This window comes from Promicromonospora sp. NPDC052451 (assembly GCF_044547525.1).
In the GTDB taxonomy this organism is placed as follows: Bacteria; Actinomycetota; Actinomycetes; order Actinomycetales; family Cellulomonadaceae; genus Promicromonospora.
In genome coordinates this window covers 47,297-73,621 of sequence record NZ_JBIUAP010000011.1, presented here as the reverse complement: position 1 = coordinate 73,621, position 26,325 = coordinate 47,297, and the positions used below count along the sequence as shown (strand labels likewise).

The window sequence follows — 26,325 nt, the reverse complement described above, 5'->3', positions numbered from 1 at the left end:
AAGGAAGACCATGACACCAACCGACGTGGCCCCGGCGCGCCCTGACGCGCCGGCGTCCGCCACCCGACACAGGCCCGCCCGCCCCGGAAGGAGAGGCTACTGGTGGTATCTGCTCCCGATCGGGGTCGGGTTCACCGCCGTGGTCGCGGCGCCGTTCCTCGCGAACGTGCTCATCAGCCTGCACAGCTGGCGTGGCGGCATGGCGCCACTGCGCTGGGTGGGGCTGGACAACTACACCGAGCTGCTCGGTGACGACGTCTTCTGGGCGTCACTGGGCAACTCGCTCTACATGATCGTCGCGATCGTCGTGGTGCCGACGGCGGCCGGCGTCCTGCTCGCCGCCGTGCTGTTCGACTACCTGGGCAAACGGTTCGGGGCCCGGACCGCCGCGATCCTGCGGGCGACGTTCTACCTGCCGCAGATCGTCCCGATCGCGGTGGCCGGGTTCATCTGCGCGTGGGTGCTCGACTCCCGGGAGGGCGTCGTGACCAGCATCCTGCGTGAGCTCGGTGCCGGGGCGACACCCGACTGGCTCGGCGACCCCGATGTGGCGCTGTTCTCGGTGATGGTCATGCTGATCTGGCTCCAGATCGGCTACCCGGTGGTCATCTTCATGGCCGCCCTGCAACGCGTCGACCCGGAGTTGTACGAGGCCGCCGAGCTCGACGGCGCCGGGTGGTTCCGCCGGTTCCGCGCCATCACCATCCCGCAGATCCGCCCAGAGGTCTTCGTCGTGGTGCTCACCGCCACGGTGGCGGCCCTCAAGGTCTTCGCGCCCATCCTCATCCTCACCGGGGGAGGGCCGGAGGGCTCCACGGTGGTGCCGTCCTACTACGCCTACCGCAACTTCTTCGAGCTCTCCCAGGTCGGGTACGGGTCGGCGATCGCGACGGTCATGTCGCTGGTGATCTTCCTCGCGGCGAGCGTGCTGCTCGTGTGGCAGCGCCGCGCGGACCGAGAGGAGCAGAACCGATGAGCGCACCGGTCCTCCGAGCAGCGCCGGCCGCCGAGCTCACCGCCCGCCGGCGGAAGCACGGCCCCCTGCGGTGGGTGATCCTGGCCGTGGTATGTCTCCTGGCGGTCGTCACCGCGGCGCCGTTCCTGCTGCTGGTGCTCAACGCGTTCAAGTCCAGTGCGGACTACAGCGCGAACGGGCCGCTGGCCTGGCCGACGTCGTTCACGCTCGACGCATTCACCGGATACCTGTCCCGCGTGAACTTTCCGGTCGCCCTGACCAACTCGGTGGTGATCAGCGTCCTGGTGGCGTTCCTCGGCGTGGCGATCGGCCTGCTGGCGGCGTACGCGATCGGCGTGGGCCGGGTGCGGGGGAGCACCCTGATCGTGTCGGTGCTGCTGCTGGCCACGATGCTTCCGCACGAGGCGCTGATCTATCCGCTGTTCTACGGCGCGCAAGCGCTCGGGCTGCTGAACACCATCTGGTCGGTGGTGATCGTGTTCACCGTGCTGCAGGCCGCGTTCGCCACCTACCTGCTGTCCAGCGTCATGTCCACGGTGCCGCGCGAGCTCCTGGAGGCCGCGGCCCTGGACGGCGCGAGCCGGTGGCAGGTGCTGTGGCGCGTGGTCATGCCCGTACTGCGGCCGACGCTCGCCGTGCTGGTCGTCTTCTTCTTCATCTGGACCTGGAACGAGTTCTACGTGCCGCTGGTCCTGCTGGCCGACCCGGGGTCCCAGACCGTCCCGATCGCGCTGTCGACGCTACGCGGCCAGCACTCGATCGACATCACCGTCCTCAACGCCGGCTCCCTGCTGTCCCTGATACCCACCCTGGCGTTCTTCCTCATCTTCCAGCGCACGCTCAGCCGCGGCGTGACCGCCGGCGCGATCAAGTGACCCCGGGCCGAGCGACCCCGCCGGCCGCACCGACGAAAGGCGCACGATGACCGACCTGTGGAACCGACCAACGACCAAGATCGTCAGCCGGTCCATCAACGCGGAGAACCCCGACGGCCGGCCCGGGGCGGGGGCGGCGGCGGCCTCACCCCTCGGCCCCGGCCGCAAGGGCTCCGCCTTCCTGCCCATGGACACCGGGCAGACACTGACCCTCGCCGACATCGAAGGACCGGGCGTGATCCGCCACCTCTGGATGACCGTGCCGGACCGCACCGCGGACGGGCCGTTCGTCCTGCGCAACCTCGTGCTGCGCGCCTACTGGGACGGGGCGCCGAACCCTTCAGTGGAGGTGCCGCTCGGCGACTTCTTCTGCAACGGATTCGGCGAACGCGCCCTGGTCACCTCCGACCAGATCGTCGTCGCCCCCACCGGCGGCATGAACAGCTACATCCAGATGCCCTTCCGGAACGGCGCCCGGATCACCCTGGAGAACCAGCACCACGGCCCCATCCCGCACGTCTTCTACCAGGTCGACTACACCCTCGGGGACAAGATCGACGACGACGCCGCCTACTTCCACGCCCAGTGGCGCCGGTCCAACGGCACCACCGCACTCGGCGAGGACCACATCATCCTCGACGGCGTCCAGGGACGCGGAACCTACCTCGGCACCTTCGTCGCCCTCACCTCCCTGCACCGCTACTGGTGGGGCGAGGGCGAGGTGAAGTTCTTCGTCGACGACGACACCGACCTGCCGACCCTGTGCTCCACCGGCCTGGAGGACTATGCCGGCGGGGCCTGGGCGTTCCAGGACGAGCTCCGCAATGCGCCCGACCCCGAGGTCATCACCTTCAGTGCCCCGTACTGCGGCTACCCGCAGTACGTCCGCCGCGACACCAGCGGCGCGTCACCGTTCGTCCAGGACGCACCACCCATGCACGGCCTGTACCGCTGGCACGTGCCCGACCCGATCTACTTCGACACCAGCCTCAAGGTCACCCTCCAGCAGATCGGCGCCTGGGACCGCGGGCTGTTCGAACGCACAGACGACATCGCCACCGTCGCCTACTGGTACCAGCACGGCACTGCCGACAGCGGTCCGACGCTCCCATCGGCACAAGCTCGGGCGCCTCGTTGACGGCGTCTCGACCTCGGTACTGCCGTCGTGATGCCCACCACCCAGGCCAGTTGAACGGCCGACTGCGGATGGAGCCGCCGTGCAGTTCAGGGGTGCGGGGCGGCCAGGCCACCTGGACGCTGCCGGCCATGATCCGGAACGTGACCCGCAGGGCAAGGTTGGGCGCGATGGCGGACAGCCCGTTGCCGATCAGGATGAGTGCGACCAGGCCGAGCAGCAGGGTGCGGCGGTTGGTGCGCCCAGCGGGGAGGGTGATGGCGGGGGCGCCGTCACGATACCGATGGTGTAGGCGGTGATGGAGTAGGTCACCAAGGCGTTGGTCTGGATTTCGTGCTCATGCACCGTCATGAGTCTGAGATGCGGTCCACACCCCTGGATGCTGGCGAGGGCCGAGGCGTGCCCCTCAGCGCGCGGCGCCCCGCCCCTCAACAGTAGATCTCCCTCGATCAGCGCCGGGCGCTCACCGCCTCCAGTGCGTGCCGATACTGCGCGAGTTCGTGGCGTGTGGCATCCCTGTCGAGGCGAGCAGTCTCGGCGGCGGCGAGCAGGTCGCCGACGGTGCGGCCCCAGAACCGGTCCTCGACGTCGACGGCGCCCGTTGCCACGTTGAGCCACACGCCGAGCAGCTGCCGGTCGAAGGCGTCGAGGCGATCGTCGTGGTGGTGCGGCCGCAGCACCCGCACCGCGTCGTCCAGTGTGATCAGGCGCTTGCCCGCTCGTGTCAGGATGCGGTGGTGGAGATGACCGACGTCACGCGTGCGATCACGGCCGCGACCTCGGTCGCGGCAGCCCTGCACCTGCCTGCCGACGACGCCGTCGTGCTCCACAGCTCGAACAAGCTGGCCCTGCGGCTGACGCCGTGCGACGTCTTCGCCCGCATCGCCCCGGTGGGACAGGAGGTCGCACGGTTCGAGGTCGACCTCGCCCAGCGGCTCGTCGAGATCGGAGCGCCGCTGGCTCACCTGGAGCCCCGGGTGGCCCCACGGGTGTACACGCGCGACGGCTTCGCCGTGACACTGTGGACCTACTACGAGCCCGTGACACCCCAGCCGTCACCGGTCGACGTCGCCAAGGCGTTGAGACGGCTGCACGAGGGCATGCGCACGGTCGACCTGCCGAGCCCTCGCTTCACGGACCGGATCACAGAGGCGGAGGAGATCGTCGCCGACCCGGGCCGCTCACCGGAGCTCGCCGACACGGACCGCACGCTCCTCGGCGGCAGACTGGCGGACCTGCGACGAGCGATCGACGCCCGTGGCGCCGTCGAGCAGCTCCTGCATGGTGAGCCGCACCCGGGCAACGTGCTCAGCACGAGGCACGGGCCGTTGTTCATCGACCTCGAGACCGGCTGCCGGGGACCTGTCGAGTTCGATCTCGCCCATGTTCCCGCGGCGATCAGTGAGCACTACCCGGGCGTCGACCGGGACCTGCTGGACGAGTGCCGACAGCTCGTCCTCGCGATGGTCGCCGCCTGGCGCTGGGACGTCAGCGACCAGTTCCCGAGGGGGAAGCTGTTCGGCGAGGAGCTCCTGCGCGTGCTGCGCGCCGGCCCGCCGTGGCCGACGCTCGACGTTGTCGTCAGCCGCCTGGACGAACCATAGTCTGGGTGGTGAGGCTCGCGAAGATCCTCTGGGTCGTCGTCGGAGCGGTCCTGATCGTCGATGCCCTGTTCGTGCTGGTCACGGTCAGCCTCAACTCCGGCGTCATCGCGACGTTCGGGCTCGGCGTCCTCTACCTGTGCTACGGACTGTACCGGGACAGGATCGGGGGCACCGCTCAACGAGGGCCGTTTCGGCGGGTGGACGCCCTCGTCGTCACCGTCAGCGTCCTGATGCTCCTCTTCTTCGTATCCATCGCGGCTCACGGCAGGACGGACACCACCTCGCACCAGGAGGATGCCGTCGTCGTCCTCGGGACGGCACTGAAGGGCGAGGAGGTGACGCCGTCGCTCCGCTCCCGGCTGGACGTGGCCGTCGAGTACTCCTCCGCGAACCCGGAAGCCGTCATCGTCGTCGCCGGAGGCCAAGGGCCCGGGGAGTCCATCACCGAGGCGCTCGCGATGGAGAGGTATCTGCTCTCGCACGGGGTCCCGGGGGACCGGATCATCCGGGAGGACCGGTCGACCAGCACGTACGAGAACTTCGTCCTCGCGAAGAGCCTTCTCGACGCACGCTTCGACACGGACTACACGACGGTCTTCATCACGAGTGACTACCACGTGTACCGGGCGGGCGAGATCGCCCAGGGAGCGGGAGTCGGCGGCACCCACGCACACGCGGACACCCCGTGGCACCAGATCCCCGTCGACTACGTGCGGGAGCTCATGGCGATCACGAAGCTCGTCCTGACGGGGCGGTGAGCGCGGTGGGCGTTCGGGGTGCGCGAGGTTGTGAGAGGAGGCGGTGACGGTGAGTGCCTTGTGGCATGAGTCTGACGAGGTTCCGCGGCTTTGGTATCACACGTCGTGCTGGAATGCGCCCGTTCGCTTCATGAGCCAGGTCAGTGTCTCGTCCCATGCCGGGTTCCCGACGCCGATGGCGCAGCAGTCCGTGGTGGCCCAGCCGGGTGGCACCGACTTGTTGTGGGGGACTGCTGCACGGATAGGTGACTGGGTCGCGCAAGCGGCGCGTGCCGCCCTGCTGGTTTCGAGCAGTTGGGACGCACGGGACGGTCGGCATGGTCTGAGGCGGCCCTGCTTCGCTTACGACGACCTGCCCCAGGTTGGTGCTACGGAGCTGCCCCGGACGGTCATCGAATACTCATCAGATTCAACCCGCGCAGACCCGACGTGACCCGCTAGCCTGTGACATGTCGGTGCGAGCCGATCCGCAAGATTCCAATGAAACCCGTGACTTTCTAGAGCTGTTCGGTCGTGCTGCAGGGCCTTCGATTCCTCCAAGGGGTCGCAGGTTCAAATCCTGTCAGCCCGACCGATCGCCCCTCACCTGTTGTTGCAGGTGAGGGGCGTTTCTTGTTCCCCCGGGAGTAGCCATGTGACCGGGCTCGACGGCGGAAGTTGTCCCCATTCCGTCCCCGGCCACACAAGAGTTCACACAAGAGGCCACCGAAGCGCGGGATCACGCTGTCTTTCCCGTGTCGGCGCCGGCAGGTCGTGTTCCTGCCAGGTCCGCCTTCCACCAGGCCCCGGACCACCAGGTCACCCCGGCACTGATCCCCGCCCGCTTCCACGACGGCGTCAACGAGCTTGTCGAGCGTCGCCACGTCCGGCAGCACACTGACACAGTGACCTCGCGATCCTGGGATCGGCGGGGCCTGTATGGGCCTGAGCAGCGCGCGGGAGGATCGGTGCCGTCGCCGATCGTGCGACGCGAGGGAATGGGCACCACATGACAGGGGCAACTCTGGACACGGGGGAGGCGACCTGTGGACTGTGCAGTTGCTGCCTGTGGTACTGGCCCTGTCCGCAACCGATGGACAGATGATCTTCTGCAGCTGCGAGGGTGAGATGACGATGTCGGAGGAGAGTACGCCGGACAGGTCGCCAGGCCGGGGCGTGATCGAAGGGGCATTCCAGCTCCTTCACGCGTTGCCGCAGACGACGCCGAACGGCCAGGTGGCGCAACTTGTCCGGCTTACGCGGATTCCGCGGCCGACGGTGCACCGGTTGCTGGCGCAGCTGCGTGAGGCCGGTGCCGTGGATCTCATCGAGGGTCACTGGACGTTGGCGGCCGGGCTCATGGGGTTGGCGCGTCAGGTCGAGCCGTACGCCGGGCTGCGCGAATCGGCTGCCGACGTTCTCCGGACGTTACGGGCGGGCACCGGCGCCACGGCTTCGCTGGTGGTCCCGGACAGCTCGTCCTTCGTCGTGCTGGAGACGGTGCCCGGCCAGACGAGCCTGCCGGTCGGGCACCGCCCGGGTGACACCATGCCGCACTTCAGCGCGCCCGGCCTGGTCCTCGCCGACCAACGCGGGCCTTCGTCGCAGCACCGCAGCATCGGTGTCAGTTCCGATCACAGTGCCGTGCAGGAAGGCTTCACCTGCTACGCCGTCCCGGTATTCCTGCCCTCGGGGCGACGGGCGGCCCTGCAGATCGCTTCCGTCGAGCCGCGGTCCACGGACCGGTTCGCCCCGATGGTGCACCGGGCAGCGGCCTCGCTGCAGCGCCTCACGGCGTTGCCGAGCTGACCTCCGCTCCGTGGGACAGGCCGTGGTCGGCTCGGATGAACTCCGCGGCCTGTTCGCCGATCAGCACGCTGGACGCCATGGTGTTGGCCACCGTCACCCGGGGCATGGCCGAGGCGTCGGCCACCCGTAGTCCCTCGCACCCGATCACGCGGAGACGCGAGTCGAGCACGGCCATGTCGTCGCGGCCCATGCGTGCGGTTCCGCTCTGGTGCCAGAAGGTCTGCACCGCGTCACGCAGGTAGTCGGCGCGGGCGTCGCGGCCGACGGGGCCAGGCAGGGCTTCCTCTCCCAGAAACGCCCTCAGGGCGTCGGCCCTGCCGATGGTCCGCGCGGTGTCGAGAGCGCGCAGCGCGCTGTCGACGTCAGCCGGGTTGGCGAAGAAGCCGGTCTCGATGATCGGGTTGACCGAAGGGTCGGCCGACGCGAGCCTGACGCGGCCCGTGTCGTGCATCCTGACGCCGAGCAGGAAGGTAACCGCGTGCTCAGGCAGCCCGCCGCGCGCCGCGACCGTGTGCGACACCTGTGCGCCCATCGCTGAGTACAGGATCGACGGTGGATCGCCGGCGGCGTCGGTCAGGTTCCAGAACACCCCGGCCCGGCTTTCGAGGGGACCGCTGAGGTCCGCGTCGGGGGCAGCCTGCCAGACGAGGGGGAGCACAGCGTGGTCGTGGAGGTTACGCCCTACGCCGGGCAGGTGCGCTCGTACGGCGATTCCGTGCCGGCGTAGCTGCGTTGCGTCGCCCACGCCCGACAGCAGCAGCGCTTTCGGCGTACCGACCGCTCCGAGCGAGAGCACCACCTCGGCCGTGGCGTGAATCTCGAGGTTCTGGTCGGAGTGCCGCACCTTGACCCCGACGGCGCGGTTCCCTTCGAACAGCACCTCCGTGACCAGTGCGTCGTGCAGCACGGTCAGGTTGGGCCGGGGCCGCAGAGCCACATAGGACTGGTACGGCGATTGGCGTCGCCCGTCGCGGATGATCTCCTGACGCGGCGCGGTTCCGCGATCGGCCTCCGTCAGAGCCCCGTTGGGATTGGCGTACCGCGGGAAGCCGGCTTCCTGGGCCGCAGCCAGCACGGCTTCACCGTAGGGATGGATGTCCTGGGTGTCCTGCACCCACATCGGGCCGCTCTCGATGCGATCGAACAACCGGCGGACGTTGTCGTGGCTCCAGGCCGGGTCGCCGGTCTCCCGGGCGAAGAAGTCCCAGTCGTCGCCGTGCCCGCGGATCCAGATCGAGACGTTGACGCTGCCGCCGCCACCCAGCACGCGGCCCATGGCATACGGCAACGACCGGCCGTTGACCGCCGGTTCGGGTGCGGTGGTGAAATCCCACACCCTGTCGGTGCCCTGGTTCAACGGCCACATCTCCGGGTTGGTGATGGCCGGGTCCCGGTCGTCGCCACCCGCTTCGATCAGCAACACCGAGACGGCGGGATCTTCCGCCAGGCGCCCGGCCACCGCCGATCCGGCCGACCCAGCGCCGCACACCACGAAGTCGTATTGCGATGCAGTCATCATGCAGTCCCCTCATCCCGTTCACGTTCGACAGGTTGAACAGTGCTGCGAGAGCGACCACCACGGCCAACCGGCGTCCGCTGAGCGGACGACCGGGTCCAGACAGGCGCTGTCGACCACTACGCACACGTGCACGCCATCTACGACGAGCTCGGGACATCAGAGGCCGAGAAGCTCACGTCCCCATCTGGAGACTTGGCACGCTCGACCAGGAACGCGGGCGGGAGTTGGGCCCCCGAGCGGTCGCTGGCCCCGACGGTGAACACGTCTGCGTCAGGCAGTCCTGCCGCTGCCCCGTTCGGACGACAGCTCTGATGCGGGCTCAGCGCCTGACGGTGCGACCGCGATCCCTGCGATGCAGATGTCCGCCACGGCTTCGGCGTGAGCGCGGATGTCGGCGGCGTCAGGGGGTGATGGGGCGCCGAGCAGTGCTGCTTCGACGTCGTTGGCGAAGATTGCGCCGCCACCTCCGACCGCCAGGAAGTGCAGGGTCGCGTAGGGCATGGGGCGGATCCGTCCGGCTGCGACGAGGCGGGAGAGCAGGTGCTCGACGCCAGGGCGCAGCGGGTTGACGAACCGATCGACGACGAACCGCACGCGCGGGCTGTCGATCGACCCCTCGCGATTCATGATCCGCAGCACCTGGGGGTGCGTGGCGGAGAAGATCACCTGGCGCACGAGCGCCTGCCGGAGCGCCTCGAGGTCGTCGAGGGCGGGCGACTCGTCGATGTCTCTCCAGGTCCGTTCGGACTGGGCCAGGGCGTGCTCCATCGCCGCGAACCAGAGGCCCTCCTTGGAGCCGTAGCGCGCGGTCAGCAGGGCGTGGCTGACGCCGAGGCGGCGGCTCAGCTCGCGCACGGACGTGCCGTCGTAGCCCTGGTCGGCGAACGCGTCCAGGGCGCCCTGCAGCAACCGGTCCGAGTCGGGTTCCTGTCCGGTCCGGGGGCGCCCTCGTCCGCGCGGTGCCGTCGGAAGGGCCGATTCATCACGCCGCTTGTCTGGACCCGGCACGTGGGTCATGCTGTCGGTAGGCAGATAATAGACACATGGATATTTAAGCACGGATCCGTTCCCACAGGAGGTAGGACCATGTCTGTCACCGGCACTGTCGTCCCGGCTCGCCTCGGCAGCACGCCCGAGGACTACGCCCGGCTCGGCATCGCTCCGGGCCACATCGAGCCCAGGGAGGACGGGATGCGCACCGACGGCTCCGCGGGCACCTACGAGTGGTGGTACTTCGACGCCCATCTGGCCGACGGCGCCAAGCTGGTCGTAGTCTTCTTCACCAAGCAGTTCACCGACCTGAAGAAGTCGCTCGACCCGACGATCCGGATCGACCTGACCCTCCCGGACGGCACCGCGATCCAGAAGCTCGTCGAGTTCGATCCCGAGGCCTTCTCGGCCTCCACCGAGGCCTGCGACGTGCGCATCGGCGACAACGTGTTCGCCGGCGACCTGCACCGTTACACGATCCGCGCCACGCTGGAGGACGTCGAGGTCGACATCACGCTGACCGGTCAGGTGCCGGCCTGGCGCCCCGAGACGGGGTGCTGGTACTTCGGGGACGACGGCGACTACTTCGCCTGGCTCCCGTCGGTGCCGCAGGGCGCCGTCGACGTGACCTACAGCGCGGGTGGACGGGCGGTCACCACGAGCGGCGTCGGCTACCACGACCACAACTGGGGCAACGCCTCGATGCTCGACCTCATGCACCACTGGTACTGGGCGCGCGGCGCGGCCGGCCCGTACTCGGTCATCGCCTCCTACATCACCGCGGAGAAGCGTTACGGGTACGCGGAGCTGCCGGTGTTCATGCTGGCCCGCGACGGACGGCTCATCGGCGACGACGGCGCCAAGGTGACCTTCGAGGAGCTCGGCCCGTACACCGACCAGCACACCGGTAAGCCCGTGGGCAACGTGACCCGCTACACCTACACGGACGGCGACGAGCGCTACGTCGTGACGTACAACCGGTACCACGACCTGACGGCGTCCAAGTTCGTCGACAACCTCGAGGGGCCCAAGAAGGCCGCCGCCAAGCTCGCCCGGTTCGACGGCGCCTACCTGCGGTTCACCGGAGAGATGCGGGTCGAGCGGTACAAGGCCGGGCAGCTGGTCGAGAGCCACGCCGCCGACGCGCTGTGGGAGCTGATGTACTTCGGCAAGGCGCGCCCCTGAACCGGGGCAACGGCGTGATCTGCCTCCCTCGGACCCGCCGCTAGTACCGTGCCGGCAGTCGGGGATCGCCGACGACGGTCACCGAGCGGCCGCCCCGTCTTGAGGCGGTCGATCAGCTCGTCGGGGTGACGGGCGTGCTGAGCACCGGGATGCCGGTGGCCTTGTGGACGCTCGTCCAGGCCGAACCGGTCGAGTGCTTCTGCAACACGGCGCCTCGCCCCGGGCCTCACGGGCGGTTGGCCCGCAGCCCGCACGGCCATGTCCGCCTGGCCGAACTCGGCCTCGTCACGCAACTGGCCGTGTTCGACCTGGATGGCAGATGCGGACCGGGCCGCGCCTGTGAGGCGTGAGGGGGATCGGCAGGGCGTGGCTAGCGCTGCCCGCAACCGATAGACAGACGCCCGAAGAGGCTGTTCGCGCCCGATGGGGTGATCGAGGCGGTCGCCGGTCGAGGCCGCCAGGCACCCTCTTCGCAGAAGAGCAACCGTCACTTCTGACGAAAGAAGGATGCTATGAGCAGACCGTCCCACGGCTACCACGACCCGCGGTTCGAACCCGTCGTTGACGCGTTCGACAAGAGCCTGGATGCAGGACCGTTCGGCGGTGCCTCACTGGCCGTCTACCAGGACGGGGAGTTGGTCGTCGATGTCTGGGGCGGGATCGCCGACGTCACGGCCGGCAGGCCGTGGAGTCGTGACACGATGACCCTTGCGTACTCCTGCACCAAGAGCATCGCAACGATCGTCGTCCTGCACCTCGTCGATCAGGGGCGCATCGACCTCGACACCACGGTCGGGACGTACTGGCCCGAGTTCGACGCGAACGGCAAGCAGGACGTCACGGTGCGGCAGGTCTTGGCGCACCGCGCCGGGGTCCCGGTGGTTGACGCGCCCCTGACGTTCGACGACGTCGTGGACGGCGAGCCCGTGTTGCGGGCGCTCGAGGACCAGAAGCCGTTGTGGCAGCCGGGGACCGCGCACGGCTACCACGCCATCACCCTTGGCACGATCCTCGGCGAGGTCGTGCGCCGCGCTACAGGCTCCACCATGGGCGCCATACTCCGGCGCGAGCTCAGCGAGCCGCTCGGGCTGGACCTGTGGATCGGCTTACCGGAGGCTGAGCACTCGCGCGTCGCGACAGTGTTGCCGGCCGATCCACGTGACGTCCCGGATCAGCTGCGGGAGCAGCTCGCCGTGATGCTCACCGATGACACGGCCATCCGAGCCGTCACGCTGAACGGCGCGGTGCCGATCCCGCTGGTCGGGGTGTCGATGGAGAGCGCCTGGAACAACGCGCGCCTATGGGCTGCCGAGGTGCCCGCGGGCAACGGCATCGGCACCGCCCGTAGCTTCGCCAAACTGCATGCGGCTCTCGTCTCCGAGGTCGACAGCGGCGCCGGCGAACCGCGTGGGCCCCTGCTGCGGCCCGACACGCTCCAAGATGCCCGGCGCGCCCTGAGCTCCGGACCACAGATCACCGGGCCCCAGCTGCCCGCGCCGCACACCGTCTGGGGCACCGGCTTCATGACGGCCTCGCAGGCACACCCGCTGCTCGGCGCCAGCAGTTTTGGGCACGACGGCGCCGCCGGCGGCCTGTGCTTCGCCGACGCAGACGCCCGGGTGGGCTTCGCCTATCTGCCCAGCCAGTTCGGCTCGCTGCCGGACCAGCGGTCCAGCGACATCGTCGCTGCGCTGGTCGAGAGCTTGGGCTGACCCCGGCTGAGCAATCACAGCACCATGTCGCTGCCCGGCTTCGACGAGCAGCTTCGCGACGCCCTGGACGAGGCGATCCGGTGTCGGTCCCGCGACCGTGCGCCAGTGCGCTCTACACGATGGAGGTCAACTGTGTCCGCAACTACCGGTCGTGCCCGGGTCGTGGTCGCGGGGCTTGGTGATACCGGCCTGATCGCCGCGGTGAACCTCGCTCGGTACGACCGCCAGATCGACGTGGTGGGGATCTCCACCACGTCCGCATGGCTCAGCGGACGGGACCTCGGTCTGCGGCTGGCTCGACCCGGCAGGTGGGCGGACCAGTACAACATCGCGTTCTCACGGTTCCGCGCTCTGGACCGGACCCGGGTGGTGCACGGCACGCTCACCGGCCTTGACGAGGGAGCTCGAACGGTGACCGTGCGGTCGGCCGAGGGGGCCACGAACCGTGAGCCCTATGACGCGCTTCTGATCGCCACTGGCGTGCGCAACGGAGCCTGGCGCCGCCCTGACCTGCAGAACCAAGCCGGCATCGAAAAGGGCCTGGCCCTGATGCACGCACGGGTCGCGGCGGCCGAGTCGATCGCTATCGTCGGCGGCGGCCCTGCCGCGATGGGCAGCGCCGCTCAGCTCGCCGAGGCGTTCCGGCACAAGCAGGTGTCCGTCTACTTCCCGGGCGACCGTGCCTTGACGAGACATCACCCTCGCGTGTGGGACCTGGTGCGGTCCCGGCTTGAGGGGCTCGGCGTTCGCCTGCATCCCCGTCACCGTGCGGAGGCTCCGTCCGACACGTCGCTGTCATCGGGACCCGTACGTTTTGCCACCGGTCAGGCGCCGGCGGAGGCTGCTCTCGTCCTCTGGGCGATCGGCCGGGCCCGCCCCAACACGGAGTGGTTGCCCCGCACCTTGCTGGGTGCCGAGGGTTTTGTGCGGGTCGAGGCGAACCTGAGCGTGCCGGGTCACGACGGGATCTGGGCCGTGGGTGACGTGGCGGCCAGCGACCCGCTGCGCTCCACAGCGCGCAACAACGGTGCCGAGCTGGTCGCCCGCAACATCGCGAGATCGCTCCGCGGGAGAGGGACTCGTACCTGGCGTTCTCCGTCTCATGCGTGGGGATCGGTGCTGGGCCCTCTCCGCGACGGGCTGCACGTCTTTCACGCTTCCGGCGGCGACATCCGCTACTCCGTCCAGGTTGATGACCTTCTCGAACGTCACGTCATCAGTCGTCTGATCTACCGCGGAGTCCGCGCGAAGTAGATGTGCTTCCGATGGGGTCCAGGGTGGCGAAGGCGCGTGTCAGCCTCGCCCCGTCAGATCGGTCACCTTCTGCTCCTGACGCACGTCGACCACGAAAGTCGTGGGTGTCCGGACTCCACATCTCGCTGATCAGCGGCGTCTTGAGGGGGGAGCACGTTCCGACCACCTCCCATTCCGACGACGCGAGGAGCAAGAAGTGCGTGGCAGAGCAAGAGCGTCCATGACGATCGCGGTAGTGCTGAGCGCGACCACGGCCCTGGGAGGGTACGTCGCGGCGAACGCCGCATCACCCACCACGACATCGACGGCCGACGGGTCGTCGTCAGCCCGGGGTTCCGAGGCCGCCTTGCCGGCCCGGACGGTCACCCTCCTGACGGGCGACCGGGTGGTGGTGTCCACGTCCGCGGACGGGCGCCGTACGGCGACGGTGCTGCACGGACCGGGCCGGGAGCACATGGTCGTCCGGCAGCAGGCGGTGGGTGACGCGCTCTACGTCGTACCGGCCGATGTTGCTCCTCTGGTGCCGGAGGTCCTGGACCGCGACCTGTTCGACGTGGCGAAGCTCGCCGATATCCAGCACGACGAGTACCGGACCGACGTCCCGGTGATCCTGGCGAGTGCCGGCGGTCCGGCCGCGCCGGCGTCGTCGGCCAGGACGAGTGCCGGGGCCGAGCCGGACTGGGCGGCCCTGGGCGTCGATCCGGAACACCGGCTGGAGTCCATCGGCGCGGTCTCTGCCCGCCTGGACGCGGAGGACGCGGGTGACCTCCTGGATGCCCTGCGCGCGACGCACCCTGGCGGGGGTGCGGGCGTACGCGTGATGGCCCGCGCGGCCGCGGGCCGGGTCCCAGCCGCTGCCGAGAGGGCGGCAGGCCGCGTCGCGCACGTGTACCTGGACGAGCCGGTCGAGTCGTCGGACGCGGACTCGATGCCGCAGATCGGCGCTCCGGCCGCCTGGGACGCCGGCCATACCGGGGAAGGGGTCACGGTCGCGGTGCTCGACTCGGGTGTCGACGTGACGCATCCCGACCTCGACCAGTCGATCGTCGGCAGCCGGGACTTCACCGGATCTGGTGGCGTGGCGGACCACAACGGGCACGGAACCCATGTCGGATCGATCGTGGCCGGCTCGGGGGAGGCGTCCGGTGGCGCGAACCAGGGCGTCGCGCCTGGCGCGGACCTGCTGTTCGGAAAGGTCACGGACGGCTACGACGACGAGGAGTCCACGGTGATCGCCGGGATGGAGTGGGCAGCGGCCCAGGGCGCCGACATCGTCAACATGAGCCTGAACTTCGGTGCCACCGACGGCACAGACCCGCTCGCCACCGCCGTGAACGAGCTGACCGCGCAGCACGACACCCTGTTCGTCGTCTCTGCAGGCAACCGGCGCACCAACGGGTCGATCGGGTCCCCCGGCACCGCGGACGCCGCCCTCACCGTCGGCTCGGTGGATGACCACGACGTGCTGGCCGCGACCTCCAGCAAGGGGCCACGGGTGGGCGACGGTGCGATCAAGCCGGACGTGACCGCACCCGGCGTGGGAATCGTCGCCGCGCGGGCCGCGGGGACGAGCATGGGCACGGTCGTCAACGAGTGGTACACCGAAGTGGGCGGTACCTCGATGGCGGCCCCGCACGCGGCCGGGGCGGCCGCCGTGCTGAAGAGCGCGCACCCCGGGTGGGGCGCCGACGAGCTCAAGGCACGGCTGATGGGCTCGGCCCGGCCGGGACCGGCGGGCACGACGGTCTGGGACGAGGGCGCCGGCCGGGTCTGGATCCCTGGGGCGCTCGACCTCCCGGCCACCGCGCAGCCGGCCTCGCTGTCCTTCGGGGCGCTGGAGACCGGCCGTGACGGGGCAGCGACCAAGCCACTGACCTATGCCAACCCGTCCGACCAGGACCTCGAGCTTGCCCTCTCCACGGACTTCCGCGGCCCGGACGGCGCGCCGGTGGACGGCGGGGTCACCCTCGGTACGGAGGTCCTGACCGTCCCGGCGGGTGGTACGGCCTCGGTGGACGTCATGCTCGACAACTCGGTCGGGCCGGTGGGCCGGTACTCCGGTGCGGTCACCGCGACCGTCGTCGGCGGGCCGTCCGCCGGCGCGACGGTGCGCACCGCGCTCGGTTACGAGAAGCTGCCCGAGCGGTTCGACCTGACGATCCGGACCGAGGGCCGGGACGGCGAGCCCATGGACGGCTGGTCCTCGCTCTCCCTGATGAACCTCGACGACCACACGCGGTACAGCGAGTCCTTCGATGTCTTCGACGGGGAGCTCACCGTGCGCGTCCCCGCCGGGACCTACGGCGTCGTCGGCGCGCTGAGCGAGGGCGACTACGACACGTGGCAGTTCGACGCCGTCACCGGTGTCGCGGACGCAGACGTCCGGGTCACCGACGACACCACCGTCACCCTCAGCGCCGAGGGCGCGATGCCGGTCTCGGTCAGCACGCCGAGGCCCGCGGAGGCGGTGCGGAGCGTGTTCAGCTACCTGATGCTGGACGAACATGGACGCACCAACATCTACCCGTACGACTACGGAGTGTCCGGTGAGACGGAGCTGTACCTCGCCGACTCGGGTGCCGCGACGGCCGGCGAGGTCCGGCTGATGAACCTCTTTGTGCTGCGGGAGCCCGTCGAGGCGGGACACGAGCCCACCTACACCTATGACCTCGCCTTCCAGCATCAGGTTGGCACGGACCTCGAGTTCGACGTGCGCCGCGACGAGCTGGCCACCGTCCGCACCGGCTACGGGCACGCCCCGCAGGGTGCGACGGCGTGGGTGTCCAGCTTCGCGGCGCTGCCTGGGTTCCCCGCCAGCTTCGGCCTCAGTGACACGGTGGCACCGGGCACGGCACGGACCGAGTACCTGCTCGCGGGTGACATCGAATGGACCAAGCGCGCGACGTTCGACGAGGAGACGGAGGACGGCGACATCGTCGACCACGGCGCGTACGTGTCCGCACCGACGTCCTACGTGGCGGGCAGCCGGTACACGACCGTGTTCGGCGGTGCGGTCCACTCCAGCAGCGCACAGGTCCGGGACAGCAGGGAGAACCTCCTGGTCACCCTCTCCGGCTGGACCGACGGCGACGACCACTGGAGCAGCCTCTGGGACGCGGACCACCGGGTGCGCCTGTGGCAGGACGGCGAGCTGGTCAGCGACACCCAGGGCGCACGGGTGGTCGTCCCCATGCCGCAGGAGCCGACGCCGTTGCGCCTCGAGTACTCGGGCACGCGCGACGACGGCTGGCCCACAGCCCCGCGGGTGACGGGCGTGTGGGAGTTCACCGCCGGCCCGGCCGGAGAGCTCGACTCCCTGTTGCCGCTGCTCGACGTCGACTACGCCGTCGCCGGGCTCGGCCTGGACGGGATCGCACCGCGGCGCACGACGATCACCATCGATGCGCGTGCGTCCGACGGCGGAGCCGGCTCGGCGGCGACGTCGGCCCAGGTCCGATGGTCGTCCGACGACGGCGCGACCTGGCACCGTGCCGTGGCCAGGCCGAAGGGCGACGGTACCTTCGTGCTGACCGTCGCGGCGCCGTCGGGAGCGGAGCAGATCTCGCTCGACGTCGAGGCGTCGAACCCGCAGGGCTCGGTCCACGAGACGACGATCGGGGCCTACCAGGTCGGACAACCTGCCGCGGGCCTGCGGGTGCCCGGCAACTGACGCCACACGCGGGAGCCCGGCGGACGGCCGGGCTCCCGCGTTGCTCCGGACCGGGCTGCCTGCGCCCGCGTCAGATGCCGATCGACCGGACGAGACGGCCGGAGCTGATGACGGCTTGGTGGTGGCGTGGATCGATCAGGTGCGAGATGTCCGTGTGCGGGTCGGCGTCCAGGAGCAGGGCGTCGGCGACGGCGCCCACGGTCACGGTGCCCGCGCTGTCCCGCTGGCCGACCCTTTCCGCGGCGTGGCTGGTGGCCGTGGTGACGACTTCGGACAGGGGCAGCCCGGCCTGGGCGAACAGCTGCAGCTCGCGCAGCAGGGCGCTGCCCGGGGTGGGCATGCCGATCGTGATGTCGCTGCCGGCGACGAGCTTGACGCCGGCCTCGTGGAAGAGGGGCAGTGTGCGCACGGCGTGGTCGAACCGGGTCAGTGACTCGTCGGCCGGGTGATGGGGGAACGGCATGCCCCAGGTGGGGCGAGCCGCGATCGCGGCCGCGTCCTCGGCCGAGGAGATGCCGTCGACGACGAGCTTGTCCAGGTGGGCGGGGTCCCCGCTGCGGCCCAGCTGCTCCCAGGTGACGAGCGTGGGGCAGTAGAGCGTTCCCGTGCGGGCGAGCAGGTCGGCGATCTGCTCGGCCTCGCTCGTGTCGGTGGGGTCCTGCGGAATGAAAGCGTGCTCGATGCAGTCGGCTCCAGCCGCGACCGCGTCCCGCAGGTCGGTGCCGGTTGCCACATGGACCAGTACGTTCTTGCCTGCACCGTGCGCGGTCTGGACGACCGCCTCGAGTGCGGCCACGGGGAGTCGCTCGCCGCCGGTGGGTCGTCCGTCGAGGATGCACTTGACGAAGTCGACCTGATCGAGCAGCTTCTCGACCTGCCGACGTGCCTCGTCGGCATTGCCCACCTCGACGGCCATGGAACGCTCGCCGTGGAACGACAGGGGCCAGCCCTGGACACCGGTGAGGACCGGTCCGGCGAAGAACAGCGATGCCGCGGTGTGGCCGGCCTGGCGGGCCTCGCGGATGGTACGGCCCTGCGTGACCGAGCCCCCGAGGTCACACACGGACGTGATGCCCGAGTCCAGGTAGCCGGACAGGGTGCTCAGGACCTGCGGTAGCCGTTCGGCCTCCGGAAGGGACATGTCGAGCCCGGTCAGGTGGGTGTGGCTCTCCCACAGGCCGGGCAGGAGATAGCCGCCGCGCCCGTCCAGGACCACGTCGTCGTCGTGTGTGCCCTCGCTCGACGGCCTGGCGGTGTCCGCGCCGGAGGGACGGATGTCCTCGAATCGCCCATCGGCGATACGGACGTCCATGGCCGGCAGGCCGGCGGCGCCGGTGCCGTCGATGACGGTCACGTTCTTGATGATCATGTTCGGTTCCCTTGGTTGGTGCTGATCGAGGGCTGCCCCCAAGGCTGGCGATCGGGAGCGGGATCATCCAGGCTCTGCCGATCCCAGGCTGAGATCGGGGCGGTCCATCACGAGGCCGGCGTGGTGGAGCGTGCCGTCCAGCAGCTCACCGAACGCCCAGAAACCGCTGTCGTCCAGATAGGTGATCCTGTCGTCGCGGACCCAGTACCGTCCCGTGTAGGCATCCGCGCGGCCGCTACGGGTCTCGGAGTAGCGTCCGTCGGCCAGCAGGTGCTGCTCCACGTCACGGGCGGGGTCCACCCACGTCCCGACCCAGGTCTGCGCCGCGGCCGGGTCGGTCAGGTCTGCGCCGGCCGGGCGAGTCGGCCGTCCGTCGAGTGCCTCCAGGTGCCCGGACACGTAGACCGCTGCCAGGTCAGCGGGGTCGATCACGAGCATGGTGCGGACCTGCACCTCGCCGACCGGGCGGCGTACGAGCGCGAACGTCGCCCGGTTGCCGGGAACCAGGTCATGGATGTTCCGCTGCGACACGGGTCGTCGGGACACTGCGCTCTCGACCGTGAGCGGGACCGCGTACGTGCCCGAGGCATCGACCACGGTGTGCTCGTCCCGGGTCGGTTCCACGAGCACTCCGTCAGCGACATACAGGTCCTCGCGCACCGAGGTGGTGGGAGTCCTCATGACCGTCGCACCCCGGAGGACGAACGGATCGTCGGTGCCCCGCTCGTCGGTCTGCCCGGCGGGAGGTCGCTCCGTGCCCTGGACCGCGGGCGGGCGTGACCGCTGCGCTGCGCCGTCGTCCGTGCAAGCAGCGCCGAGCGCCGCGACGGCGACAGCAGCGGCGGCCGTCAGGGCCATCCGCCGGCGCGCGGGCGTGTTCGTCGTCATGGCGGCACCCTGGCAGCCGGGTGCCGGCCGAGGAAGGCTGCCGGGTTCCTGGGTGCGACGCACCCAGGACCGCCGGGTCGGACCGCGGGCACGAGCCGACGCGACGACCGGCCCTCCTGACGCTCTCCCGACCGTGCTGCCAGGTCTCCCCGTACCCTGCTTCGTCAGGTCGAGGGGAGGGGTGCGGCGGCGTCGACCTCCCAGCGTTGCACGTAACCGGCGACGGAGTGGAGCGCGTCGATGAGATCCAGCCCCTGTGCTGTGAGCCGATAACGGATCGTGACTGGCGTCGTGGGGATCACGGTGCGCTCGACCAGGTGAGCGGCTTCCAGCTGCTTGAGCCGGAGGGTGAGCATCCGCGGTGAGAGGCCGGCCGTCATCGCGATGATCTCGCCGAAGCGCTCGACGCCGCGCCCCAGCGCGAGCAGGATGCTCGGCGACCAACGCTGACCCACCACCTCGAGGACCTTGCTGGCGTGCCGGCACTGCGCCTCGTCGGCGTGGCGCCAGGAGGTGGAGGGCGGGGACGTTGGCGAGGAAGTCACTTACCAATAGTAACTCAGTTACTCTGGCTTTGCGGGCCGGGTGCGCTCTGCCGAGACTGACTGCATGCCTGATTACGGACATCCGCTGCGGTTCGGCAGCTTCATCTCGCCCCTCGCCGCACCCGCTCGGCACGCAGCCGACCTGGCGGTCGTCAGCGAGGACATCGGCCTGGATCTTGTGACGTGCCAGGATCATCCCTATCAGGCGGTGTTCCACGACACGTGGACGTTGCTGTCATGGGTCGCTGCGCGTACCGAGCGCATCCATGTCGCAGGGAACGTGCTGAATCTTCCGCTGCGGCAGCCCGCGGTGCTCGCTCGCGCTGCGGCGAGCCTGGACCTGCTCAGCGGCGGCCGGTTCGAGCTGGGGATCGGGGCGGGCGGCTTCTACGAGGCGATCGCCGAGATGGGTGGCCCGCTGCTCACCCCGCCCGACGCCGTGTCGGGCCTGGACGAGGCGCTGGAGATCGTGCGTGGCATCTGGGACGTCGACGATCCGGCACCGTTGCGGGTGGCTGGTCGCATCCACCATGTCGACGGCCCGCGCCGTGGCCCCCGGCCTGCGCACGACATCCCGATCTGGGTCGGTGCGGTCAGGCCCCGCATGCTGCGGATCATCGGACGGAAGGCCGACGGATGGCTGCCGAGCCTGCCGTGGCTGCAACCCGGTGACTTCGCCCGTGGCAACCGGACGATCGACGAGTCCGCCCGGAAGGCCGGACGCTCTCCGAAGCAGATCGTGCGGCTGCTGAACGTCAGCGCACGAGACCGCGCGGACGAGCTCGCCCGGCTCGCGATCGAGGACGGCGCAAGCGTGTTCATCCTCGCGAGCGACGACCCCGACGAGCTGCGCCGCTTCGCCGAGGTCACCGCCAAGGAGGTCCGGGAACGGGTCGCGGAGGCCCGTGACACCGCCGGTGCGGCCGGGGCCTCGGCCAGCTCCCGAGCGGCCGGTGCCGGGATCGGCGGCGACCCTGTTCCCGCCTCGCTCGCCGACCGTGCGCTCACGCCGCAGGAGCGCGGGTATGCCCGCTACACGCACAGCTACTTCCGGGGCGCGCGCCCCGCGCTCGTGCTGCGGCCGCAGTCGGCCGCCGAGGTGCAGGACGCCGTGCGCTACGCCGCGAAGCACCGGGAGGTGCCGTTGGGCATCTTCAGCGGAGGGCACGGCCTGTCGGGCAGGTCCCTGAACGACGGCGGTATCGTCATCGCCGTCGACGCGCTCGACACCATCGAGCTGCTCGACGGCAACCGCATCCGCCTGGGACCCGGAGCCGTCTGGGGCGACGTGGCGCGTGCCCTCGCCCCGCGCGGCCTCGCACTGACCTCCGGGGATGCCGGCACCGTCGGGGTCGGCGGGCTCGCCACCGCGGGCGGCATCGGTTGGTTCGTGCGTGAGCACGGGCTGACCATCGACCATCTCCGCTCGGTCGAGGTGGTCACGGCCGACGGTGAGCTCGTGCGGGCCGGCGTGGACGAGAACCCCGACCTGTTCTGGGGGATGCGCGGAGCCGGCGCGAACTTCGGGATCGCGGTGTCCTTCGAGTTCGACACCGACCCCGTCGGCCCTCAGGTCGGCTTCGCGCTCCTTCTCTACGTCCCCGAGGACATCGCTGTCTTCCTCCAGGACTGGGGCACCGCGATCGAGCATGCGCATCCCAGCGTCACCGGAACGCTCATGATCGGCCCCGGCGGACGCCAGACCGCGGTGCAGGCGGTCATCGTCGTCGATTCCGACGACCCAGACACGATCGTCGAACGACTCCGGCCCTTCGCCGAGCTGGCTCCTCTCGCGAACCAGTCCGTCCAGCTCGTCCCGTACAGCGACCTGCTCGTCCCGCCACTCGGGACCGAGACCCAGCACGGCCACGGCGAGCCCCACGGACACTCCGCCCTGGCGCGCCACCTGGACACCGACGTCGCCAACGGCCTGGCGGAACTGCTCGCCTCCGACGCCGGCTTCATCCTCTCCGTACGCTCGGCGGGCGGTGCCACCGCGAACGTCCCGTCGGATGCGACCGCCTACGCCTGGCGTGATGCGAACTTCCTCGTGGTCACCCTCGGCGGAGGAACCGCGGACTTCGAGGAGCGGTGGACGCGGCTGCAGCAGCACATGGAAGGGATGTACATCAGCTTCGAGACCGACACCGGCCCCGAGGCGGTTGCCCGTGCCTTCCCGGCCGCTCACCTGGAACGGCTACGTGACCTCAAGGCCCACTGGGACCCTGCCGGTCTGTTCCGGGACAACTTCTTCATCGACCCGGCCTGAACCGCAGCTGGCCCGCCGACCTAGCGGCTCCTGGCGTCGATGACGATCTTGCCGCGCACCCCACCCTGCGCGAGGTGGTGGTGCGCGGCAACGATCTCATGCATCGGGAGCACGTCGTGGACGACCGGGCGGATCGCACCGGACTCGACGAACCCGCGCAGGCGAACGAGGTCGGCGGGCGTCGGGTCGTTGCTGAACGCTGTCAGCCGTGTCCTCCTGTCGAGCCCGTCGACGGCGACGGCCAGCGCGGAGCGGATGGGGCGCCGTGAGTCGAGGGCGAGCGCCACCATGACGCCCTTCGGGACGAGGCGCCGGCGGAATGCGCGGAGCTGGGTTCCGACCAGGTCGACGATGACGTCGAACGTGGCGAGGTCTTCCGGCCGCGTGGTCCGGTAGTCGAGGGCCTCGTCCGCGCCGAGACTGCGGATCCAGTCGAGGCTGTCGGCACGGGCCAGGGCTGTGACATGTGCTCCGAGCGTCGCGCCGAGCTGAACGGCGACGACACCGACACCACCGGTCGCGCCTCGGACGAGGAGCCGTTGACCTGGGCGGAGGTCAGCCTTGGCGATGAGCGCATGCAGTGCGGTGGTGCCGGAGGAGGCGAGAGCGGCCGCCTCGATCTCGGAGACGTTGCTGGGTGCTGGTGCCACGCACCGCTGCGGGACGACGACTCGTTCGGCGACCGCGCCGAACGTCAGGTGCGGCATGACGCCCCACACGGTGTCGCCGGCCGAAACCCGTGTCACGGCTGGTCCGACCGACGTGACCGTGCCCGCGAAGTCGACACCGGTGCCGGCGGGCATCCGCTGGCGGACAACTCGCCTGAGGTTCCCGCTGCGGACAGGTATCTCGGCGCCGCTGACGCTCGCACCACCCACGGTGACCTCTACGTCTGTACGGCCCACCTGCGGCACCTCGACCTCAACCGTGCGGAGGACCTCCGCCGGACCATAAGCCTCGTACCGGACAGCACGCATCGTGTCCTCTTTCGTCACTCGTTCAATGGTCATCGGATCGACAGAGGTCCATCCAACAGGTTCCGGGGCGACTGCTCCGCGCGGTAGAGGGGGCTTGTCAGTCCGTGGCTACCGTGCTCCGCACAAGGTAGGAACGAGGCGGAACTCTCAGAAGGGGGAGTGTCGTGATCGATCGTGCCGGGTTGGCCGGGTTTCTGCGGAGTCGGCGGGAGGCGTTGCAGCCGGAGGACGTGGGTATGCCGCGTGGGCAGCGTCGTCGCACCAGCGGGCTGCGGCGGGAGGAGGTCGCGACACTGTGCAACATGTCGGCGGACTACTACTCCCGCCTGGAGCGGGAGCGTGGACCGCAGCCGTCGCTGCAGATGCTCGCGTCGATCGCGCAGGGCCTGCACCTGTCGATCGACGAGCGTGACCACCTGTTCCGGCTCGCCGGGCACAACCCGCCGGCCCGAGGCTCGTCGAGCGAGCACATCAGCCCGGGGCTGCTGCGCATCCTCGACCGGTTGGAGGACACTCCCGCGGAGATCGTCACGGAGCTGGGCGAGACCTTGCGGCAGACTCCGATGGGGGTGGCGCTGACCGGGGACACGACCCGGTTCACGGGGCCTGCGCGAAGCAATGGATACCGGTGGTTCACCGACCCGGGGGCGCGGGATCTCTACGCGCCCGAGCAGCACGCCTTCATGACGCGGATGTACGCCGCGGGTCTACGAGGGCTGGTCACGTTGCGCGGCCCTGACTCCCGGGCGGCGTATCTGGCTGACCTGCTGCTGGGCAGCAGCGAGGAGTTCCGCCGGGTATGGGACGAGCACGAGATCGGGATCCGGCCGCACGAGGTCAAGCACTTCGTGCACCCCGAGGTCGGTGCCCTTGAGCTCACCTGCCAGCGGCTGGTCGATCCCGACCAGGCCCACGCACTGATGGTCTACACCGCTGTTCCCGGCTCCGAGAGCTACGAGAAGCTGCAGGTCCTGTCCGTCATCGGTACGCAGACGCTCCGTTGACCCGGCGCCCCGGAGCGCTCGCCGGCGACCCGGCGGGCCGGCCGGTCGCGCACGCCCTACCCGCCACCAGGGAGAGACACCATGCCCAGTCGTATGAATGACGCGTCGGTCGACGACGCCCGCTCCGAGTCGCTGCTCACCCGGTCGCGATCCAGGACAGTGAGCTCGTCGTCGCTCACGCCGCCCCCTGGTCCGGCGGCCGGCGCCGTCACCGGCGCCGAGGCGCTGCTGCGGTCGTTGTGCCAGGCGGGGGTCGACGTGTGCTTCACCAACCCGGGCACGTCAGAGATGCACACGGTGGCCGCTCTGGACGCGGTGCCGCAGATGCGGGGGATCCTGTGTCTCTTCGAAGGGGTCGCCACCGGCGCGGCCGACGGTTTCGCCAGGATGACCGGGCGCCCGGCCGCGTCCCTGCTCCATCTGGGGCCCGGTCTGGCCAACGGAGTGGCCAACCTGCACAACGCCCGGCGTGCGCACAGCCCGCAGGTGGTGGTCGTCGGCGACCACACCGACGACCACAAGGCGCTCGACTCGCCGCTCGAGTCCGACATCATCGCCCTCGCCGCGACCTGTTCGCGGGCGGTGCGCAGGGTGGCCGACGTCGACGACGTCGGACCCGCGGTGGTCGCGGCGGTGGCCGCCAGCCGCGCGGCCTGGGCTCCCGCCGACGACGATCCCACGCACGTGACGACTGGAACCTCGGGGCGGGTGTCCACGCTCGTCGTCCCGGCCGACGTGTCCTGGTCGACCGGAGCGCGGGACGCCGCCGCGGTGGACGTCCCGGCCACCGCGGTGGCGTCGGACGAGTCCGTCGTGGACGCGGCCGTCGCGCTGCGGTCGGGGCGGCGGGCGGTGCTGCTCCTGGGCGGCGGGGCGCTCGGCGAACCTGGGCTCCGCGCAGCGTCCCGCATCGCACGAGCCACCGGCACCCGCCTGCTGGGTGAGCTGTGGCCCGCACGCCGCCGCCAGGGCGCCGGCGTACCTGCCGTGGAACCGCTCGCCTACCGGTCGGAGGCGATCGCGCGGCAGCTGCACGGCACCGAGCTGCTGCTGCTGGCCGGTACGGGCGTCCCGGTGCCGGCCTTCGCCTACCCGGGCGTCGACAGCCGGCCCGCGCCGCACGCCGCCGACCGGATGGTCCTGGGTGGGCGCACCGACATCGACGTCGAGGACGCCCTCGTCCGTCTCGCGGGCCTGGTGGCGGACGGCGTCGAACCCGAGCCCGCCGCGCCGAGGCGGCCGGAGACCGGCAGCGGCGTCCTGACGCCGTCGAACTGGGCGCCCGTCATCGGCGCGCTCCTTCCGCCCGACGCCGTGATCAGCGACGAGTCGGTCACCTCAGGCATGGTGAACCTGAACGAGGCCCTGTCAGGCGCACCCGCGCACGACATCCTCGGGCTGACCGGCCTCGCGATCGGCCAGGGGCTGCCTGTCGCCACCGGTGCCGCGGTGGCCTGCCCTGACCGGCCCGTGATCTGCCTGCAGGCGGACGGCAGCGCCATGTACACGATCCAGGCACTGTGGACTCAGGCGCGCGAACGCCTCGACGTCACCACCGTCATCCTCAGCAATCGCTCCTACGCGATCCTGCGCACCGAGCTGGAACGGGTCGGGGCACCGCACAACGGCGCGGCCGCACGGCTGATGAACCTCGACGACCCGGCACTGGACTTCGTGGCGCTCGCCACGGGAATGGGCGTCCCCGCAAGCCGGGCGACGACCGTCGAGGAGCTGTACGACCAGTTCCGGGACGCCGTCGCCACGCCTGGCCCGCACCTGATCGAGGCGGTTCTCGCTCCCGCCTGAC

General features: G+C 70.2%; 21 protein-coding genes. 14 read left to right on the top strand and 7 right to left on the bottom strand.

What is annotated here, in order from left to right:
• The first annotated feature begins 10 nt into the window (after positions 1 to 10).
• From ACIG47_RS19085 to ACIG47_RS19075, 3 genes are read left to right on the top strand one after another with little or no spacing between them, the layout of a single operon-like run.
• Positions 11 to 976 (top strand): carbohydrate ABC transporter permease, encoded by a 966-nt coding sequence (locus tag ACIG47_RS19085; protein ID WP_397432620.1) that lies wholly within the window; start codon positions 11 to 13, stop codon positions 974 to 976.
• Complete coding sequence (locus tag ACIG47_RS19080; RefSeq protein ID WP_397432619.1) at positions 973 to 1,851, top strand: carbohydrate ABC transporter permease; 879 nt, start codon at positions 973 to 975, stop codon at positions 1,849 to 1,851. Before ACIG47_RS19085 ends, ACIG47_RS19080 begins: the two co-directional genes overlap by 4 nt.
• 46 nt (positions 1,852 to 1,897) lie before the next feature.
• The gene (locus tag ACIG47_RS19075; RefSeq protein ID WP_397432618.1) at positions 1,898 to 2,989 is read left to right on the top strand and encodes a glycoside hydrolase family 172 protein; all 1,092 of its coding nucleotides are present in this window, start codon (positions 1,898 to 1,900) and stop codon (positions 2,987 to 2,989) included.
• Positions 2,990 to 3,435: 446 nt separating this feature from the next.
• On the opposite strand, the gene ACIG47_RS19070 is transcribed toward ACIG47_RS19075, so the two are convergent.
• A complete protein-coding gene (locus ACIG47_RS19070) occupies positions 3,436 to 3,672 on the bottom strand; it encodes a hypothetical protein (protein WP_397432617.1) in 237 nt (78 codons plus the stop codon).
• Positions 3,673 to 3,729: 57 nt separating this feature from the next.
• Between ACIG47_RS19070 and ACIG47_RS19065 the strand changes: the two genes are divergently transcribed.
• The 3 genes from ACIG47_RS19065 (at position 3,730) to ACIG47_RS19055 (ending at position 7,136) form a co-directional block, all read left to right on the top strand.
• Positions 3,730 to 4,590: a phosphotransferase family protein gene (locus ACIG47_RS19065; RefSeq protein ID WP_397432810.1), complete on the top strand. Its 861-nt coding sequence runs from the start codon at positions 3,730 to 3,732 to the stop codon at positions 4,588 to 4,590.
• 8 nt (positions 4,591 to 4,598) lie between these two features.
• Entirely contained in the window at positions 4,599 to 5,348 is a 750-nt protein-coding gene (locus tag ACIG47_RS19060; protein ID WP_397432615.1) for a YdcF family protein, read from the top strand.
• A 1,032-nt stretch (positions 5,349 to 6,380) separates the two neighbouring features.
• Positions 6,381 to 7,136, top strand: a complete 756-nt coding sequence (locus ACIG47_RS19055; protein WP_397415745.1) for a helix-turn-helix domain-containing protein — start codon at positions 6,381 to 6,383, stop codon at positions 7,134 to 7,136.
• On the opposite strand, the gene ACIG47_RS19050 is transcribed toward ACIG47_RS19055, so the two are convergent.
• Together ACIG47_RS19050 and ACIG47_RS19045 are read right to left on the bottom strand one after the other, a co-directional pair.
• The gene (locus ACIG47_RS19050) at positions 7,117 to 8,655 is read right to left on the bottom strand and encodes a GMC family oxidoreductase (protein WP_397415743.1); all 1,539 of its coding nucleotides are present in this window, start codon (positions 8,653 to 8,655) and stop codon (positions 7,117 to 7,119) included. The genes ACIG47_RS19055 and ACIG47_RS19050 overlap by 20 nt on opposite strands.
• A 270-nt stretch (positions 8,656 to 8,925) precedes the next feature.
• Positions 8,926 to 9,564 (bottom strand): TetR/AcrR family transcriptional regulator, encoded by a 639-nt coding sequence (locus ACIG47_RS19045; protein ID WP_397432614.1) that lies wholly within the window; start codon positions 9,562 to 9,564, stop codon positions 8,926 to 8,928.
• Between the two features lie 177 nt (positions 9,565 to 9,741).
• On the opposite strand from ACIG47_RS19045, the gene ACIG47_RS19040 reads away from it, so the two are divergent.
• The 5 genes from ACIG47_RS19040 to ACIG47_RS19020 all read left to right on the top strand — a co-directional run bounded on the left by ACIG47_RS19040 (position 9,742) and on the right by ACIG47_RS19020 (position 17,466).
• Entirely contained in the window at positions 9,742 to 10,830 is a 1,089-nt protein-coding gene (locus tag ACIG47_RS19040; RefSeq protein WP_397415739.1) for a lipocalin-like domain-containing protein, read from the top strand.
• Positions 10,831 to 10,964: 134 nt separating this feature from the next.
• Positions 10,965 to 11,180, top strand: a complete 216-nt coding sequence (locus ACIG47_RS19035; protein WP_397432613.1) for a hypothetical protein — start codon at positions 10,965 to 10,967, stop codon at positions 11,178 to 11,180.
• Between the two features lie 162 nt (positions 11,181 to 11,342).
• On the top strand, positions 11,343 to 12,542 hold the full coding sequence (locus ACIG47_RS19030) for a serine hydrolase domain-containing protein (RefSeq protein ID WP_397432611.1): 1,200 nt from the start codon (positions 11,343 to 11,345) through the stop codon (positions 12,540 to 12,542).
• Positions 12,543 to 12,674: 132 nt separating this feature from the next.
• On the top strand, positions 12,675 to 13,796 hold the full coding sequence (locus ACIG47_RS19025) for an FAD-dependent oxidoreductase (protein ID WP_397432609.1): 1,122 nt from the start codon (positions 12,675 to 12,677) through the stop codon (positions 13,794 to 13,796).
• Positions 13,797 to 14,016: 220 nt separating this feature from the next.
• Entirely contained in the window at positions 14,017 to 17,466 is a 3,450-nt protein-coding gene (locus ACIG47_RS19020) for a S8 family serine peptidase (RefSeq protein WP_397432607.1), read from the top strand.
• A gap of 70 nt (positions 17,467 to 17,536) precedes the next feature.
• Here ACIG47_RS19020 and ACIG47_RS19015 read toward each other — a convergent pair whose 3' ends face one another.
• The 3 genes from ACIG47_RS19015 to ACIG47_RS19005 form a co-directional block, all read right to left on the bottom strand.
• Positions 17,537 to 18,835, bottom strand: a complete 1,299-nt coding sequence (locus ACIG47_RS19015) for an amidohydrolase family protein (RefSeq protein ID WP_397432604.1) — start codon at positions 18,833 to 18,835, stop codon at positions 17,537 to 17,539.
• A 63-nt stretch (positions 18,836 to 18,898) separates the two neighbouring features.
• Entirely contained in the window at positions 18,899 to 19,723 is an 825-nt protein-coding gene (locus ACIG47_RS19010; protein WP_397432603.1) for an Atu4866 domain-containing protein, read from the bottom strand.
• A 164-nt stretch (positions 19,724 to 19,887) separates the two neighbouring features.
• Positions 19,888 to 20,268, bottom strand: coding sequence for a winged helix-turn-helix transcriptional regulator (locus ACIG47_RS19005; protein ID WP_397432602.1), 381 nt, complete (start codon positions 20,266 to 20,268; stop codon positions 19,888 to 19,890).
• 64 nt (positions 20,269 to 20,332) lie between these two features.
• Between ACIG47_RS19005 and ACIG47_RS19000 the strand changes: the two genes are divergently transcribed.
• Positions 20,333 to 22,537, top strand: a complete 2,205-nt coding sequence (locus tag ACIG47_RS19000; protein WP_397432600.1) for an LLM class flavin-dependent oxidoreductase — start codon at positions 20,333 to 20,335, stop codon at positions 22,535 to 22,537.
• A 20-nt stretch (positions 22,538 to 22,557) separates the two neighbouring features.
• Here ACIG47_RS19000 and ACIG47_RS18995 read toward each other — a convergent pair whose 3' ends face one another.
• Positions 22,558 to 23,514, bottom strand: coding sequence for an NAD(P)-dependent alcohol dehydrogenase (locus ACIG47_RS18995; RefSeq protein WP_397432599.1), 957 nt, complete (start codon positions 23,512 to 23,514; stop codon positions 22,558 to 22,560).
• 164 nt (positions 23,515 to 23,678) lie between these two features.
• Here ACIG47_RS18995 and ACIG47_RS18990 point away from each other — a divergent pair, with 164 nt between their 5' ends.
• Complete coding sequence (locus ACIG47_RS18990) at positions 23,679 to 24,518, top strand: helix-turn-helix transcriptional regulator (protein ID WP_397432598.1); 840 nt, start codon at positions 23,679 to 23,681, stop codon at positions 24,516 to 24,518.
• 81 nt (positions 24,519 to 24,599) lie between these two features.
• Positions 24,600 to 26,324, top strand: coding sequence for an acetolactate synthase large subunit (locus ACIG47_RS18985; protein ID WP_397432597.1), 1,725 nt, complete (start codon positions 24,600 to 24,602; stop codon positions 26,322 to 26,324).
• Position 26,325: the final 1 nt, after the last annotated feature.